14 protein-coding genes are annotated in these 18,244 nt (G+C 29.2%); all 14 read left to right on the top strand.

Annotation, left to right across the window (positions count from 1 at the left end):
* Nucleotide 1: 1 nt before the first annotated feature.
* The 14 genes from EI427_RS21275 to EI427_RS21210 all read left to right on the top strand — a co-directional run bounded on the left by EI427_RS21275 (nucleotide 2) and on the right by EI427_RS21210 (nucleotide 18,132).
* Entirely contained in the window at nucleotides 2-538 is a 537-nt protein-coding gene (locus tag EI427_RS21275; RefSeq protein WP_126618789.1) for a peroxiredoxin family protein, read from the top strand.
* Complete coding sequence (locus EI427_RS21270; RefSeq protein WP_126618787.1) at nucleotides 522-2,636, top strand: peptidase domain-containing ABC transporter; 2,115 nt, start codon at nucleotides 522-524, stop codon at nucleotides 2,634-2,636. The genes EI427_RS21275 and EI427_RS21270 overlap by 17 nt, the downstream gene beginning before the upstream one ends.
* A gap of 80 nt (nucleotides 2,637-2,716) precedes the next feature.
* Nucleotides 2,717-2,905 (top strand): hypothetical protein, encoded by a 189-nt coding sequence (locus EI427_RS21265; protein WP_126618785.1) that lies wholly within the window; start codon nucleotides 2,717-2,719, stop codon nucleotides 2,903-2,905.
* Nucleotides 2,906-2,970: 65 nt separating this feature from the next.
* Entirely contained in the window at nucleotides 2,971-3,723 is a 753-nt protein-coding gene (locus EI427_RS21260) for an ABC transporter ATP-binding protein (protein ID WP_126618782.1), read from the top strand.
* Nucleotides 3,724-4,424: 701 nt separating this feature from the next.
* Nucleotides 4,425-5,000 (top strand): hypothetical protein, encoded by a 576-nt coding sequence (locus EI427_RS21255; RefSeq protein ID WP_126618780.1) that lies wholly within the window; start codon nucleotides 4,425-4,427, stop codon nucleotides 4,998-5,000.
* 127 nt (nucleotides 5,001-5,127) lie between these two features.
* Entirely contained in the window at nucleotides 5,128-5,349 is a 222-nt protein-coding gene (locus EI427_RS21250) for a hypothetical protein (RefSeq protein WP_126618778.1), read from the top strand.
* Between the two features lie 468 nt (nucleotides 5,350-5,817).
* The gene (locus EI427_RS21245; protein ID WP_126618775.1) at nucleotides 5,818-6,744 is read left to right on the top strand and encodes a DUF6263 family protein; all 927 of its coding nucleotides are present in this window, start codon (nucleotides 5,818-5,820) and stop codon (nucleotides 6,742-6,744) included.
* A 15-nt stretch (nucleotides 6,745-6,759) separates the two neighbouring features.
* A complete protein-coding gene (locus EI427_RS21240; protein WP_126618773.1) occupies nucleotides 6,760-8,001 on the top strand; it encodes an ABC transporter permease in 1,242 nt (413 codons plus the stop codon).
* 5 nt (nucleotides 8,002-8,006) lie between these two features.
* A complete protein-coding gene (locus EI427_RS21235) occupies nucleotides 8,007-9,074 on the top strand; it encodes an efflux RND transporter periplasmic adaptor subunit (RefSeq protein ID WP_126618771.1) in 1,068 nt (355 codons plus the stop codon).
* Nucleotides 9,071-9,733, top strand: a complete 663-nt coding sequence (locus EI427_RS21230) for an ABC transporter ATP-binding protein (protein WP_126618769.1) — start codon at nucleotides 9,071-9,073, stop codon at nucleotides 9,731-9,733. The genes EI427_RS21235 and EI427_RS21230 overlap by 4 nt, the downstream gene beginning before the upstream one ends.
* Nucleotides 9,734-9,737: 4 nt before the next feature.
* Nucleotides 9,738-11,069: a TolC family protein gene (locus EI427_RS21225; protein ID WP_126618767.1), complete on the top strand. Its 1,332-nt coding sequence runs from the start codon at nucleotides 9,738-9,740 to the stop codon at nucleotides 11,067-11,069.
* A 362-nt stretch (nucleotides 11,070-11,431) separates the two neighbouring features.
* A complete protein-coding gene (locus EI427_RS21220; protein WP_126618765.1) occupies nucleotides 11,432-13,075 on the top strand; it encodes an arylsulfatase in 1,644 nt (547 codons plus the stop codon).
* 185 nt (nucleotides 13,076-13,260) lie between these two features.
* Nucleotides 13,261-15,543: an Ig-like domain-containing protein gene (locus EI427_RS21215; RefSeq protein WP_126618762.1), complete on the top strand. Its 2,283-nt coding sequence runs from the start codon at nucleotides 13,261-13,263 to the stop codon at nucleotides 15,541-15,543.
* A gap of 303 nt (nucleotides 15,544-15,846) precedes the next feature.
* Complete coding sequence (locus EI427_RS21210; protein WP_126618760.1) at nucleotides 15,847-18,132, top strand: carboxypeptidase-like regulatory domain-containing protein; 2,286 nt, start codon at nucleotides 15,847-15,849, stop codon at nucleotides 18,130-18,132.
* The last annotated feature ends 112 nt before the right edge of the window (nucleotides 18,133-18,244 follow it).

Below are 18,244 nucleotides of genomic sequence, written 5' to 3'. Positions count from 1 at the left end.
TATGAAAAATAGAAAACTTATAATAATTGTTTCTTTTTTAGGGATTATTTCCTTCTTGACTTATAGCATAATCAAAACATTAAAACAAAAAGGAGAAGTAGAAAATACTATTAAAAAGTTACCTGACTTTTCTTTTCAATCATATCTAGATACAACAGAAGTAATTACTTCTGAAATGTATGTCAATAAAAAAGTGATGATTACATTTTTTAATTCTACATGTCATTTCTGTATTGATGAGATATTCTTATTTCAAAAGAATCAACAAATATTAGAAAAAGAAAAGATTCAAGTTGTGTTGGTCTCTGAAGAACCTGTTGAAGTAGTTCTGGAGTTTATTGAAAAAAGTGAATTGGATCATCTTAATTTTAAATTTTTAAGGGCAAGAGAAAATATGTTTTTTCAAATTTTTGGGTCTAGTTCAGTACCTAATTCATTTTTATACAATAAAGAAGGGAAGCTCAAAAAAAATATTAAAGGGTTGTCAAAATTCACGATGATTACAAAAAGTTTTGAAGATAATGAAGGAAAAATATAAATTGTTTGAAAAGTATCAGGTAACGCAACAAGGCGAATCTGACTGTGGAATAGCCTGTTTACTTAGTATAATAAATTATTATGATGGAGTTTCTATACCTTTAGAAGAACTAAGAGCCTTAAGTGGAACGACAGTAACGGGAACATCCTTACTAGGTCTTTATGAGGCGGCAAATAAATTAGGCTTTAATGCCAATGGGTGTAAGGCAAAGATTGAAAGTTTAAAAGAACATAAAAGTCCTGCTATTTTACATGTTATTCTAAACCAACAGCTACAACATTATATTGTTTTTTATGGTTATAATTCTGAAAATAATAGTTTCATTATAGGTGACCCAGCTCGTGGTATTAAAGTTTATACAGAAGAAGAATTAAGTGAAGTTTGGATATCTAAAACAATTTTAGTGCTTGAAAAGACAGATAAATTTCAACTAAATAAAAATAAGAAGGAGAATAGGAAGAAATGGTTTTTAGATATTATTGATGAAGACAAGAATTATTTAATTTCAGGTGGTTTTTTAGGAGTAATCATCGCAGTATTAGGACTGTCAATGAGTATCTTTTCACAAAGATTAATTGATTATATACTCCCTTCTAATGATCTAACAAAATTAATATTATCAATAGGGCTGTTATTCATATTACTTTCAGTAAGGGTTTTGTTTACATATGTTAGAGGTGTTCTATTATCAAAACATTCAAAGAAATTTAACTCAAAAGTAATTCACTCTTTTTTTAGTAAATTAATGTATTTGCCATTCTCCTTTTTTCAACAAAGAAAAACAGGAGAAATGGTAGCAAGATTAAATGATTCGCAGCGTTTACAACAAGTCGTTACGTATTTTATGACAAGTGTGGTAATTGACGTCTTACTTGTATTTATATCCTTAGTTTATCTATGCTTTTTTAATATTTGGATAGGATTAACTGTTGTAGTATTTATTCCGGTATATGTTTTTGTTGCTTTTAAATATAATAAAAAGGTAATGGATGCACAGCAAGAAGTCATGGAATTGTATGCTCATACGGAAAGTCAATATATTAGTACTGTTCAAGGAATAAAAACGGTAAAAGTGAACCAAAAAGAGGCATTTTTTACAGCTCAGACAAAACAAATATACGACGAGTATCAATCTAGAATTTTTGATTTTTCTAAACTTCAGTTAAAAATAGGAAGTTTTATGGAAAGTTGGAATACTGTATTTTCTGTCGCACTACTTGGTTTGGGGGCTACTATAGTATTTAAAGAAGGTTTGACAACTGGAGAAATGATGGCAATTCTTACAGTAGCTATGAATATTACACCTTCTGTTATCAGAGTTTCTTTATCAAATATAGAATGGAATGAAGCAAAGGTAGCGTTTGATAGAATGTATGAATTTGTAAAGGTTGAAGAGGAAAAACAAAATTCAAATTTAAAAATAGATGAAATTGATGAAATTGATTTCAAAGAGGTTAGTTTTAGATATCCAGGTAAAAAAGAATTGTTGTCAAAGCTGAATTTCAAAGTAAAGAAAGGAGAAATGATTGCTGTGACAGGAGATAGTGGTTCAGGAAAAAGTACTTTATTTAATATACTTCAAAAATTTCAAACAATATCAAGTGGTGAAATTGTGGTAAATGAAACTTCTTTAGATTTAATTTCTAATAAGAATTGGAGGCAATATATTGGCGTAGTAGACCAAAATATAATGTTATTTCCAGGTACTGTTATTGAAAATATTACACTAAGTTCTGAACCTGAGAATTATGAAGCAGCAGTAAACTTTTGTCAAAAAATTGGGTTACATCAACTAATCATGAAACTCCCTCAAGATTATTTAACTATTGTTGGTGAAAATGGGATAAACTTATCTGGTGGACAGAAGCAATTAGTAGCATTAGCAAGAGCTTTATTTAAAAAACCAAAAGTGTTATTACTTGATGAATTTACATCTGCAATGGACTCTTCTATTGAGAAAGAAGTTTTAGAGATTCTAAAAAAGGAAGCTAAAAATAGAATCACTATCCTAGTTTCTCACCATGATGAATTACTTCACTATGTTGATAAGACATATAAAATAGAAAATAATAAAATGCAGACTTTAGCATTGGTATAAGATATTATTGTGCACAAATAATAAGCGGAAGTCGAAAAGCTTGAAAAGAGTAGACACTTGAAAACAAACTTTTATAAATAATGGAAAACCTTAATTTAAATGAAATGGTAATTATTGAAGGTGGTTGTTCTTCAACAACTAATAAGGTAATTGCAACAGCCGGGCTTGTTGCGGGTGTAGCAGCTTTTGCTGGTCCTGTAGGAGCATTAATAGCAGGTCCAACTGCTATTGGTATGGGAATAGCTTCAGTTTACTGTGCATATAGTTAATAGGAAATTAAACCCTACTTTAAATAAGTAGGGTTTATAATTTTTTATAATAATTAATTGTTTTTATGATAAAAATAAAGAATTTAAAGAAAGTATATAATTCACATAAGGTACTAGATATATTAGATATTCATATAAATCCTGGGTCTATATATACTTTGATAGGCAAAAATGGTGAAGGAAAGTCAACTTTATTAAATGCGATATTGGATTTAATTACAATAGATGAAGGTCTTATTACTATTAATGGTAAACCTGTTACGAAATTAACAACTATAGAGAAAAGAAATATAGGTGTACTTCAAGATCAATTAAATTTAATAGAAGAAGTAGATGCCTACACATTTCTAAAATATATAGCTCAGATTTATAAAGTACCTAAAGAAGTTATTGATAAGAGAATACAAGATTTGTTAGACTTATTTTTTGAAGACAAAAACAAGTCATCATTAAATCAACCAATCTTAACTTATTCCACTGGTATGAAAAAGAAAATAGCTTTTTGTGCAGCTGTCATTCATACACCTGATTTATTGATACTAGATGAACCTTTTACGGGGTTAGATTTAGTTTCAGCCAATAATCTGTGCTTATTTTTAAAGAAATATATCAATAATGAACGTTGCATATTTATCTCTTCTCACAATATCAATTATATTGAAAAAATAAGTACAGATATAGGAATATTAATTGATAGTAAAATTACATTTTCAGGAGAATATAGACAATTTATCACAAATCAATCACTCTATGATGAATTATTAAAATGGTTAAATATTGATGTAGAAGAAACTCAATTAAACTTGGATTGGTTATGATTAAGACATTGATTAGTATAAGATTGAAGTTATTGACTCATCAATTAAAAGATGTGGGCATAGTATTAATTACCATAATAGCAATATTTACGACTATAATATACGGAGGTTTGTATAGCCTTTTAACAAAATTAATAATTAATGGAAATACTGAATTTATTAGTTTAAATGAATTCAATATTTTTGTTAACACATTAATAGTAGTTTTTTTTGTTTTTTTTAAAGTTTTTCCAAACTATTCATCATTAAAAAAAGAATTCCCTTCTTATTATCCAATATCTATTTTTGTGAAATATTTATATTCTTTAGTTGTCTATTTTTTCACGCCTCTAATCCTCATAATAACTCTTTTTTATATGTGTATCTGGCTTTTAGGTGCAGAAAATGAATATATCTTAAAAAGCTTAATTCTAATAATGAATGTAATATTCATATTTCGAAATATTCAGTATTTAATTGATTTTAAAAATAACTTATTAAGTTACCTAATAACAGTAATTATAGTATTTCTTATCTTCTTTTTGAAAGATAATTTTTATTGGTGTTTAATAATACTTTCATTTCTAGATGGTTATTACAAGGAATCTATAGCAGAAAATTATTCTCTTATTGTCCAAAATAATAATTATCATTTTCCATTTTTTATTACAATTTTAATAAAAAATAAAACAAGATTAAATACTATATTAGTTGCGTTTTTTATGAAAAGTTTACTAATCACTATCAATATTGTTTTGTATAGAAAAACAGGGAAATATTTTGGCGATAGTGAAGCGTTATTGTGGGTTATACTTTCACCTATTTTTATATTTAATTATCTCCATAATAACTTTTTAATGTTTTTTAAAGACCTATTGTTTAGATCGTACTTATCAAATGGTCAATTTAATCATATTATTCAAATTGGTTCTAGACTTCTTATTTTCCCATTATTTATAGATTTATCATTAACTTTATTAGCAATTTTATTTTTCAAAATTAACTTGGTTAAAATAAGTAGCTTTTATTTATTCTCTTTAATACTAGCATATTCTAGTAGTTTTTTTTGGAGTATTACAATGCCATTATCTATCAAAAGAGTATTTCAGTTAAATGGTACAACTTCCAAAGTTGCTTCTCTTTTTTTAATAATAAGCACATTTTCAATCTATTATTTAACAAAAACAACTCCTCTATATTTGTTAGTTGTTATTATAGTTTTAATTGGAGGATTAATCTTAACCATATCAAAAACTATGTATAAAAAAGGAAAATATAAATTACTTTCTAAGAATTAAAAACTATTGTTTAGTGGATTTTAGTTTAAAAAAATAGTTATATGGTTAATAAGTTGTATTTGTAAAAATAGTAAGCGTAAGTAAGCTTTTAATAAGTTAGACACTTGAAAATAAACTTTTATAAATAATGGAAAATCTTAATTTAAATGAAATGGTAATTATTGAAGGTGGTGTTGGATGCGGTGTTGCTGGAGATATAATGAGTGTAGTTGGAGGAGTTCTAGTAATTGTTTCTTTAACTAATCTTGTAACAGGAGTTGTAGGAGCAGCAGCTTTATCAGGAGGTATTTCATTTGGTATGGCAGGAGCTGGTTGTGGAATTGCTGGAATCATTGGGAATTATGTATAAAAACTATTTTATAAACTTGTTTGCAATGCCGCTTTCAGCGGTATTGCTAACCTATTTTGGCTTTATAAATAGGAGTTTTACTAGTATTTGGTTTCATGGTATCATTTATTGTGGTGTTATCACTCTATGTTTTTGTTTAATATTTTTTTTAAGTAATTATTTTGATGAGACCAGAAGTCGAATTATTGGAGTCACTCCTTACGTGGCTTTATCAATATTATATACTTACAGCATTAATTATTTTTTACTAATTCCGATTGTAATTGCATATTTATTGATATATTTTTTGCATTCGAAGACTAAGAATGTAATAGTTTTAGATTTATCTAAATCAGTTTTGTCTAATTTTATTAAGCGGGCTAGCCTTTTATATAAGATAACCTTAGTTGCCTATATTATTATTTTAGGGATGTTTAATAAATTAGGTTTAGGGCTTTAAAAGATTCACTAAATTATTGAGAAAATAACATGACAAATAAATTTTTAATCTTATTATTTCTTGTCTTCCCATTTTCATTAATGGCACAAACAAGTATAAAACTAAATCTTCAACAAGGAGAAACATATGATCAAAATACGTCAAATTCTGTATCAATAGAGCAGACTGTCAATGGTCAACCAATGTCTATTAATATGGATAATGAAAGTCAAAACACTTTTTTCCTTAAAGAGGTTGAAGGGAATAATTATATATTTGAGATTAAATTCACCTCTCTTGAAGTAGGGTTAGAAATGGGGCCACAACTCCAGACTTTTACATCGGAAGGAGGAGAAGATCCATTTTCTAAAATTCTTAAAGCATTGACCCATCAATCTTTTATAATGACTATCAGTAATAGAGGAGAAGTTATCGGTATTGACAATATGGATGACTTTTGGGAAGGGGTCACTAAAGAGACTCAAGATATTCCAGAAATGCAAAGAAATCAGGTCATTAGTCAATTGAAACAATCCTATGGCAAGGAACAATTGAAATCTAATTATGAGAAGATTTTTTCAATTTATCCTTCCAAACCAGTGAAAAGAAACGAAAAATGGGAAATCAATTCTAAGCTAGTGGGTGCTATGTCTGCTGACATTTCTAGATCTTTTGTATTAGAGAAATTATCAAAAGAGAGTGTAATTATAAAAGGTACTTCAAAAATTAGTACTAACCCTGAAAATAAAGAATTTACCGTAGTGAATGGTATGCCCTCTCGTTTTGAAGGAGGCGGAACAATGACATCTACCTTTAATTTGGATAAAAAAATAGGATGGATTACCTCTGCAACAATTAATCAAGAAATGAAAGGAGTTACAATCCTTCAAGCTCAAGGGCAAGAGATGACTATCCCAATGGTTATTAATTCATTGTCTGTTGTTAAAGAAGGACATGCTTGCTATTCATTAGATTAACTCTCTAGTTTTAAAATGTTTATATCATTCTTACAAGAACCTTTAGAAAACCTTTCTTCACATAAAGTACGTAATGTAACAACTGGCTTAGGTGTATCCTGGGGGTTGTTGATATTAATATTACTTTTAGGCGGTGGAGAAGGGTTGTATAAAGGTATACAAAAACTCTTTTCAGGTTATTCTAAGAATTCTGTTTGGGTATATGGCGGACAAACTTCTATGGCTTATAATGGAGAACCGGAAGGTAAAAATATCACTTTTACAGATGCATATTTAACATCACTCCAATTAAAATACAATGAAATAGAACAACTTGCTTTAGAAGTAAATAAAAACGGATTTACAAAAATATCATATCTCAATAAGCATATACAATGTAATTTGAAAGGTGTAAACAATGATTTCTTTGATCTTAAAAACCTACCATTAAAAAGAGGTAGGTTTTTCAATCCGTTAGATGAAACACAAAAACGAAATGTTTGCATTGTTGGAGGGTATTCTCAAGAATCGTTATTCAAAAATGAAAAAGGAATAGGAAAAGAAATCTATATAGACAATGTTCCTTTTGTAATTATAGGTGAATTGGATAATGATAATTTATTTTCTCAAAATGAAACAAGAAATATCTTTATTCCTTTAGAAACTTTTCAAAGTATTTTTGAAAAAAAAGAAGCATTTTTTTCATTTGGTATTTCATTATCAAGTGCTGTTGAAAGTGATTTTGTTGATAAAGAATTAAAATCTCATTTTTCTAAGACTTTAAGGTTTGATGAAAAAGATACCAATGCTCTCTTCTTACTAGAAGCTAAAGAACAAAAAAAATCTTTTGATGACCTTTTTAAATACCTTAACTTTTTTTTATGGGGAGTAGGAATATCATTACTATTAAGTGGAATGATAAGTATTTGTAATATGATGGTATTAGCTATCAAAGAACGTACAAAGGAATTAGGAATACGAAAAGCATTGGGAGCATCACCAAGAGAATTGTTGATAATGATTGTGACAGAATCCACTTTACTTACACTTTTTTCTGGTGTAATTGGGATATTGTTAGGGGTTATTATAATTGAAATTTTAAATTATTTCATTTTTCATTCTACTGAAAGTAAGATTATAGAAGGGTTAGAAGTGAACCCATTAATTATATTTTTAGCTTTTATATTGTTACTTATTTCAGGTGTTTTTGCCGGGTTTATTCCTGCAAAAAAGGCTATGGATTTAACAGTAGTGAATGCATTAGATGAAGAAAATTAATTAGTATGAAAAGTAAAGCAATAATTTTTTTAATTGTATTTATTGGGGTATTATCTGCTTTTGCATTTAAAAAAAATCAGAAAGAAGATAGGTTGAAAAATAAAGGCATTCATCCTTATTATGCAATTATTAAACATGAAAGAAAACTTTCTGGATATATTGAACCGATGAAAGAAATACATCTTAAACCACAAATTTCGGGTGTAATAGAAAAAATATATATACGTCCTGGTCATCATGTAAAGGTAGGAGATTTAGTGGCAACTCTAAAAGTTATTATAGATCCACTATCATTGGAAGATGCAGAAAATAGAATGAAACTTGTCAAAGATAATTATAATCTAGCCAAAGCAGATTTAGAAAGAAATAAGAAGTTATTTCAAGCTGGAGCTATATCAGAAAGTACTTTTCAAAAAATTGAAAATGAGGAAAAAAAATATAGACAAGAGCTTTATTCAATTAAAAGGAAAATACAATTAATTAAGAAGGGACATATTGATGGTGAAAAGCAAGTTTCAAACCATGTGTATTCTACAATTTCAGGAGTAGTGTTAGATATTCCATTTAAGGAGGGAAGTTATGTAATTGAAACAAATACGTTCAATGAAGGAAGTACTATAGCTACTGTAGCAGATATGAATAAAATGCTATTTAAAGGGTTAATTTCAGAAAATGATATTCAATATCTAAAAGAAGGAATGCATTTTCCAATTTTTATAGGTGCTACTGGAAACCAAGTATTTGATGCCATTTTAACTTATATATCACCAAAAGGTAAATTAATAAATGGTATTTCTAAATTTGAATTCGAAGCTTTAATCCAATATGAACAAAATCAAAAACTTGTCATTAGATCTGGCTATTCTGCTATTGCCAATATCTTAATTGAAGAAACTGATTCGGTTTTAGCAATTAAGGAAGAAATGTTATTCTTCGATGAAAAAGATCAAACTTTTGTATACTTAAACAAAGAAGGTGAAAAAGAAAAAAGATATGTTGAAATAGGAGTATCTAATGGAACAGAAATAGAAATAAAGAATGGATTAACTGAAACGTCATTATTAAAATTATGATTATTCTAGATGGTGTTTATAAGTCTTATCAAACTAATGATAATAAGAATGAAGTGTTAAAAAACATTTCACTTAAAGTAGGTCGATCTGAATTTGTTGCTATTATGGGTTCTTCTGGTTCTGGAAAATCAACTCTTTTAAATATCATTGGCTTATTAGATAACTTAGACTCAGGCTATTTATCATTAAATGGTTTGGAATGTATGAATTTAAACGAAACAGAAAAAGCAAAACTGAGAAATGAATTAATGGGGTTTGTGTTTCAATCATTTCATTTATTACCCAATAAAACAGTTCTTAAAAATATCGAATTAGCATTATTTTATCAAAAAGTAAAAAGCAAGGAAAGAACGCTAAAAGCAAAAGATGTTTTACAAAAAGTAGGTCTATTAGAAAAAGCAGATTCATTACCAAATGAATTATCAGGAGGTCAAAAACAGAGAGTGGCAATTGCTAGAGCTTTAGTTACAAATCCTCCAATTATTTTTGCAGATGAACCAACAGGTGCTTTGGATTCTAAAACATCTCACGAAATTATGAATCTTTTCAAGGGAATTAATGCTAATGGTAAAACTATTTTAATGATCACACATGATAAAACAGTAGCGGGGTATGCTGATAAAATAATTCACTTAGCAGATGGTCATATTTTAATATAATATAATGAAATATTTTAGTACTACTATTTTTATAATTCTTTCAATCTTAAAATTACAAGCTCAAAATCTTTCTTTAAATGATGCGGTTCAAAAAGCTTTAAAAAGTAATTTTGATATAAACATTGAACGTTTGAATGTTGAGGATGCATCTCAATTAAATACTTGGGGTAATGCAGGGAGGTACCCTCAAGCTCAATTGCAAATCGGTAATTCTGCACAGTTTCAATATACAGATCCAGCATCTCCTTTTGCTTTAGAAGGAAAAAGTAGTAATAACACATTAAATGCAGGTTTAAATTTACAATGGGTATTATTTAACGGCTTTAATGTTTCTTTTAAGAAAGAACAACTGAATATGTTAGAGAAACAGGCAAGTTGGCAATTAACATATCAGATGGAAGAACAAATTGAACTTGTTATTCAAGCATACTATATAGTTCAATATGAGAAACAGAAACTAAAAGTTTTAAATCGTATTTTATCTCTATCTAAGGATAAATTAGAAAATTCACGTTTACAAAATAAAGTAGGCTCTGGAAGTAGCTTTGAATTAGCAAGAGATGAAACAACCTTTTATACTGATTCTACAAACTATATAGATCAATTATTAATTTGGGAAAATTCACAAAGAGATTTAAACTATTTTATGGGTGTTGAAAATATTGATATACAGTATGATTTGTTAGACTCATTGAATATAACCCCAAAAAACTTTAATTTTGAACAATTATATTCTACTGCTTTAAAAAATAATACGTCTTTAAACAGGCAAAAGATTGTTGAATATATTCAGGAAAATACTATTAGACAAAAGAAGAATTTAAAAGCACCTTTGTTAGCAGCCGATTTTGGATATTCAGGAAACACAAATTGGTATACAGCTGATATGCCTCAGTTAGAAGGTGGTTTTAAACAAGAAACGAATAGAGGTTTAGGGTTTGGGCCAAATATAGGAGTTACATTATCCTTGCCAATATATAATGGAGGGAAAAATAATAGACAAATTCAATCTGCTATTTTACAAAGAGAAAAAGCTTTTACAGAAAGGAAAAAAATAGAAATTTATCTGAAAAATGAATTTACAAAAGCATTTTTAGCTTATCATAATGAGATAAAGAAAGTAGAGTTAAGTAAAAAAAGTTTAGCTTCAGCAGATAAAAATTTATTGTTAAGTAAAGAACAATTAGAGCAAGGAACGATAACAACATTTGAATTTAGACAAGTTCAAAATAGTTACCTTAATTCTTCATTAAATTTATTTAATTCACAGCTAAGTTTAATTCAATCCCAAATTACTTTGCTTAGAATCTCTGGGAGTTTATTAGATATCAAGTAAAAAATTATCTATTTTTAAAAAAGTCAACTTGTAAATTAAAAGAGCAAACTTATGAAACCACTTATAATAGTACCTATTATACTACTTAGTATTGTCTGTATAGTAATTATATTTCTTGATTTATTTCAGATATTCGAGAATAAATATTTACTAGCATTGAGTTATATATACATTGCATTGCAGTCGTTTTATGTGTTTTTTGTTTTCAAGAAAAAGAACTTTTAAAAGACTTACTTCTCCATAAATCCCCCCATTCTGACCAATTTGTCAGTTTCGTGCTACTAATCGACGAATTTATCCTCTATGTATTTTTATACAATTGCTAATATTGTACTTGTATTAAACAGCAACATAGATTTTTTATGAAACGATTATTACTTTTTAGCCTATTAGCATTTTTAGTCTCTTGTAAAACATCAAAAAATGAGACGACTAAAAACGAGAAAATTAGTCAGCCGAATATCATTTTGATTATGGCAGACGATATGGGTTTTTCTGATCTTGGTTTTATGGGGTCGGGTATTAACACACCGAACATAGACCGATTAGCAAATAACGGAATGGTGTTTAATAACTTTTATAATGCCGGAAGATGTTGCCCTACAAGAGCAACTTTACTAACAGGTTTGTATGCACATAATGCCGACCTTGGTTGGATGACTGCTTCAGATTTTGGGAGACCAGGTTATAGAGGTGCCATCAGTAAAAATAGTGTAACAATTGCACAGGTTCTAAAAAGTGCTGGATATGCCAATTATATCACAGGAAAGTGGCATGTTACTTACGATAATAATATGACAGCCAATGCAGATAATTCAAATTGGCCATTGCAAAGAGGATTTGATGATTACTATGGTATTCTTGCTGGTGGTGGCGGATATTATGATCCAAATACACTAACAAAAGGAAACGAAATTATTGCTCCTTCAGACAATTTTTATCTTACTGAAGCAATCAATACATCAACTATAGATATTCTAGATAATCATTACGCTACTAAAAAAGACCAACCATATTTCTTTTATGTAGCACATTATGCACCGCATAGACCGTTACATGCTTTAAAAGAAGATATAAAAAAGTACAAAGGAAAATTTAGTAAAGGATGGGATCATTTCCGTAAGCAACGTTATGATGTAATGAAAGAAAGTGGCCTTGCAGATGCTTGGGCTTTAAGCGATCGTCCAAAAGATATTCCTGCATGGGATTCGTTATCTGATGAGGAGAAAGCAAAATGGGAGGTGTACATGGAAGTCTATGCCGCACAAATTGATAGAATGGATCAAGGAATTGGTCAGATTGTCAATTACTTAGAGGAGAAAGGAGAGCTAGATAATACAATTATTATGTTCTTATCTGATAATGGAGGAAATGCAGAACCTCAGGGTAAAGATATCCCTTTTGATAAAATGACAGATATTGGTGGAAAAACATTTAACCAGAGCTACAGAAAAAATTGGGCAAACATGAGTAATACTCCTTTCAGGTTATACAAAAGTTCTAACCATGAAGGAGGAATTAGCACACCATTGATTGTACATTGGCCAGAAAAAATAAAACAGGCAGGTATTACAGATCAACAAGGCCATGTACTAGATTTAATGCCCACATTTATGGAACTGGCAGGAGCAGAGTACCCTAAAAATGTTGAAGGAAATTATATTAAACCTTATCAAGGAAAAAGCTTTGTAAGTGCATTAGAAGGCACAACTGCAGCTAGAGGTCCAATGTATTTTGAGCATCAGGCAGATAGAGCAATTATTGATGGGAATTGGAAATTAGTTGCCTTAAAGGCGAATAAGCCTCCTTATAAAGGAAAATGGAAGCTTTATAATTTATCAAAAGATAGAGCAGAAGAACATAATTTAATTGATGAGCACCCAGAAATTGCAGAAAAATTAAAGAAGCAATGGGATAACTGGGCTACGGATAATAATGTTTTACCTCTTGATGGTAGAGGATGGAATCAAAGACTTAAAAGCGACATTAATGCGCAGAAGATATAATCGTTAGATAAATAGAGTGGAATACCCTTTTCATAGATATGAAAGGGGTATTTTTTTGTTTTGTGTTAAAAATCTGAAGATTTACCATCCATTGATCTAGTCATTTTTAATGAAATTGATTAGTGATTAATTGATTATAAAAAATCATTTTTTAGACTTCTTATTATTAAAATCTGACTACACTTATGAACAAATATTACGTTTACTTAGCAGTGCTTTTCTTATTATTTTCCAACATAATAGTGGCAAAAAATACTAGCAAAGCAATGCATACTCAAACTACATCAACCTCTTACTATTTTAGTAACCAAGGTGATGATAGTAACGATGGGAGTATTGACACTCCTTGGAAAACACTAACTAAAGCATCCGAAATAGCTAAACTTTCTAACAAAGGAGGTATTCTAAAGGCAGGTGATAAACTATTATTTAGAAGAGGAGATACTTTTGAAGGTCAGTTGGTAATTTTATGTTCTGGAACAGAAGAAAACCCTATTGAAATAAGTAATTACGGAACAGCATCAGAATTACCAATTTTATCAGGTGCTGGAAATATTCCTACAGGAGATTTTATCGAAGCAGTAAAATTAACCAACACAAGTTATATTACTATGGATGGGCTTTGGATAAAAAATGACAGGAAAAACAAAGGGAACATAACTTGGAATACAAACTCTGCATTTGGGATAAAAGTAATTGCAAATAAGTGGGGTGGTGTACTCACAGGACTTACTTTTAGAAACCTAAAAATTACAGATGTTTTTGCTATTGATATGATAGATTGGGAAGGGAAATTTACCTTAGATTATTATACTGCCAAAGGCATATTTTTTGATGCTGATAAAGACGATATTACAGTTACACCAATAAAAGAAGTAGGTATAGATAATGTACTTATTGAGGATTGCTATTTTTATAATCTTGGCTCAACAGCTATTAGTATTCGCCATTTATCTAATTTACCGTCTTACAATAACCCTGTAGATGAGGAAGAGAGAAACCTTAATTTTGTAGTACGAAATAATCATTTCGAAAAATTAGGTGGAGATGGTGTCGTATTGGCTTCAATTTGTAATGCAATTGTAGAGAAAAACGATTTTATAGATTTAGGTTGGGGCAATCACAAATCATCAACAGATAGATATTATGGTAGAGGAGAAGGTTGTTGGATTTGGGATTCACGAAATATTTTAGTGCAATACAATAAACAATTAAGAGCAAGAGGTTTTGGCGATACCTATGGAGCAGCCGGACATATTGACTTTTATTGTAAAAATGCCATTTTCCAATACAATTATAGTGAAGATACAGAAGGTGGTTTTGTCGAAATTCTAGGCGATTGTTTAAACAGTACGTTCCGCTATAATGTGAGTGTGAACGATGGTTTCAGAGATTTTCATGGATATTCACTTTGGATTGCGGGCTATGTTGGAACAGACAAAGATCCTATTCGTTCGGATAGTAGTTTTATCTATAATAACACGGTGTATATTAATAAGGAGGGCAATACACCCGACATCTTAATTTGGGCAAAAAACACTTATATCTACAACAATATTTTTAAAGTGATGAATGGTGCTGCAATTGGTGCAGATGGTGTTGAAATTGATATTGAAGAAGGAAGTGAATTAATAGTAGATAACAACCTTTTTTACGGAGATATCTCTTCGGATTTTACCAATTTGGATAACAATAAAATAATTGATGAAGATCCAGAATTTGTAAATGAAGGAACAAGTGGAATTGAAGGTTACCAATTAAAAGAAACTAGTGCCGCAATAGATGCTGGTAAAAAGTTTCCAGAGCCAATATTTCCAATGGCGGGGAAAGGAATTTTTAAAAATATAACGCTAAATACAGCTACAGATATTTACGGAAACGAAGTGGATATTACCAACTTAATTTCAAATATTGGAGCAGATAATAACTATAATAGTAAACAAGAAGATCTAAGTGTTACGGGTATTATTATTGAAAATGATATTACTGAAATGGGTATTGGAGAATCGTTTAAAGTGGTGGCAACCGTAGTGCCTTTAAACGCAACAAATACTACTGTAAAATGGGCATCTGATAACTCAGCAATTGCAACTGTAAATCAGGAAGGACTTGTAGAAGGTTTAACGGAAGGCGTAGTGAAAATAACGGCAACTACAGAAGAAGGTAATTTTATAGCTTCGACAACAATTACAGTAAAGAAAGAAGCGATTTTAAGCACACAACCTATCACAAAAGCATTGTTTAAAATGTATCCAAATCCAACATCAGATTATGTAATTTTTGAGGGAAATCAATTAGTAGGTAAACAGCACATAACTATTTGTTCTGCACTTGGAAAAGCTGTGTTTTCTACATCGTTTACAGAACGTTATAAAATGCCTGTAAATCATTTAAACAAAGGCACTTACGTGGTTGTTTTAACGAATGTATCAGGACAAACATATTCTGAAAAACTGATCATAAAGTAATAGGAGATATCAGTAAACCTTATATTATTACTTATGAAAATATTGCATTAGAACCGGAAATAATCACAAATAATGATCAAGTAATTTCTAGTCAAAAATTAATAATCAATTAGAATATCTAACTCTTCATAGTAAGCCTTTCCATTGTAAAAAATGGGAGGGCTTTTTTATTTAGAATGATTTTATAAATGTACTACAAAATGAATAAAGTGTGTATTAATGTAGTAATGTAATTTATGTTAAATAGGTGTTTTTATTTTGTATTTAAAGTATACTTGAATTTTAATAAACTATCAAAAACTAATGGTTAAAATTACACTTACATTTCTTTTTACAATGCTGTTGCCTTGCCTGCTGCAGGCTCAAAATCAAGTAACTTTAAAATCACTTTCTGATTCTACAGAAATAATCTTTATTGGGGAACCGTATCCAGGTGATTATTCAAATTTCATGGAAACCAAAACAAAGTATGTCGACTACCTATCAGAATTAAACAGGTGTGATATGATTCTGTTTGAGGCAGGGTTTTCTGATATGATACATATTAATGATAATGTAGAGAATTTAAAAGATGAAATATACCAAGGTTACACTAGGGAATTTCACGAATTGTTTAAAATAATTCAAGAGAGAAATATACTACTTGGAGGCTTTGATATTAGAGGGTTTGCTCTTGAAACTAAATTTTTTGAATTAATTGAAGAAGGATTACTGACAGAAAAAACAATTGAAGCCTTTGATTTATGGAAAGAGTACTATGCTGATTGTAAACAATCGTGGGGGCTATCTAACAAAATGAAAGTAAGCACCTTCTTGAGGTTAACAACTAGGTTAAATAAGGAAATAGAAAGTAATACATCTCTTACAGAGAAAAGTAGAGCAGATCTTATTCAAATATTAAAAAATACCACTGCTTATGTATTGTATTTAAGGGATGCCGATAATATGAATGGATCGGCTATTAAAGCAAATCAGATGGCAGATAATATTAGGTATCACATAAATAAATACCCAAATAAAAAGGTTGTTATTTTAGGTATGAATTATTCAGGTTTATTAAAGAGTAGTTTTATTGGTGATTTAGAAAAGAATAAGTATCAATCACCAATAGAAAAGATAAAAACCGATTTTAATGTGAAATCAATTCTATTAACAGGACATACTGATTCTAGTGCTGTTCAATCTGTTGAAAATTTCTTTTCTACTAATAATCTGATTGATTCTTTATATACTAGTGAAATTCCTTATGCAACCTATCCTATATCTAGTGCCTTAAATTTTAATGCAATAGAAGAGGCAAATTGGAGTACTATGTCAGATGCAATTGTTTGCTTAAATACTTTGGCTCCATACCATGATATGGAAGAAGATTTTACAGATACTTCTATTAAATTTGAAAGAGTTGTTTTTGATGATACACTAGATAATATAGAGCGAGAAACACATATTTATAAGAAGTTAAAACACAGCGTAGATTATACAGAGGTGAGGGGTGTAGTTAAAGATAAAGAAACAGGAGAACCTATTTCATATACTACAATTGGTAACCCAGAATATAACTTTGCAACTTCTACAAATGAAGATGGGATATTTGTTTTAAAAATTCCTTCAGAATATTTTACATCAAAAAATCAAGTCATATTTTCTTCTTTAGGGTATGAAAAGTTGTACTATAAAATTGAAGATCTGAATACAGAAGAATATTATTTACAACCTACTACAAGAGAATTATCGGGAGTTGTAATTAGAGAAAAAAAATACACGCCAAAAGATGTGTTTAAAAAAGTAAATGCAAACCTTACTAAGAATTATAGTACGCTTCCTTATTCTGAAACAGTGGCTACAAAGTTAATTAAATACGATAGTATTAATGATAAACTTTTACAATTTAAAACGACGATAAAGAGAAATGATAAAGATGGTTATACTTCTAAAAGGAATTACCTCCTAGTAGAAAATTATAATATAGTAGCGTCTTCAATTAATAGTATTGGTGAAAATGGCTTACAAAAATATGAAACTGAAAAAGTAGATTTTAAAATAAAGGTGGGTGGTTGTCACTACAATACTTATAATAAATTTAAAGTATTAAGTCTATTTACCGAGGCAGATTTGATAGAATATAGACGGTATACGGTATTGAATAAACGGAAATTAAATAAATACCAATCAGAAATTTATTATGAGTCTGAAGATAAATTTGAAATTATTGGAGCTATAAAAAATGATCATTTTAATAAAACATTTTCTTGGCCTGATTCAGGAAATTTATTGATGGTAAAGTATGTAATTAACAAGAAAGATTATGCTGTAGAAGAAATAGAATGCATTACTTTTTTAGATAAAAATATAAAACCAAACCCAGAGTACTTTTTTCATTTAAATGATAGTATTAAATACAGAAAGGATATTTTAAAATACAAGAAGATAAATGGGTATTATAAACTCTATTTCAATTCGAGCGTTAATAATTTTACAAAAGGGGGATCTTTCTATGAAATGAAGGTCATTGATTATCATTTAAACCACTTGATAGATTTAAAAAAAATAGACAAGAAATTTTATACCGTTGAAGAAATTGTCGAATAAATAGTATTCATTTTCTTTTCATTAATCAAAACTCCTTACAGTAAATGTGGGGAGTTTTTTTCGTTGTGCTAACACAAATAGATAATGTTAGTGTAATATATACGCTAATAGA

It is taken from the genome of Flammeovirga pectinis, assembly GCF_003970675.1.
GTDB lineage: Bacteria > Bacteroidota > Bacteroidia > Cytophagales > Flammeovirgaceae > Flammeovirga > Flammeovirga pectinis.
The sequence above is the reverse complement of the archived record's forward strand: the minus strand, read 5'-3'. Positions and strand labels throughout refer to the sequence as shown.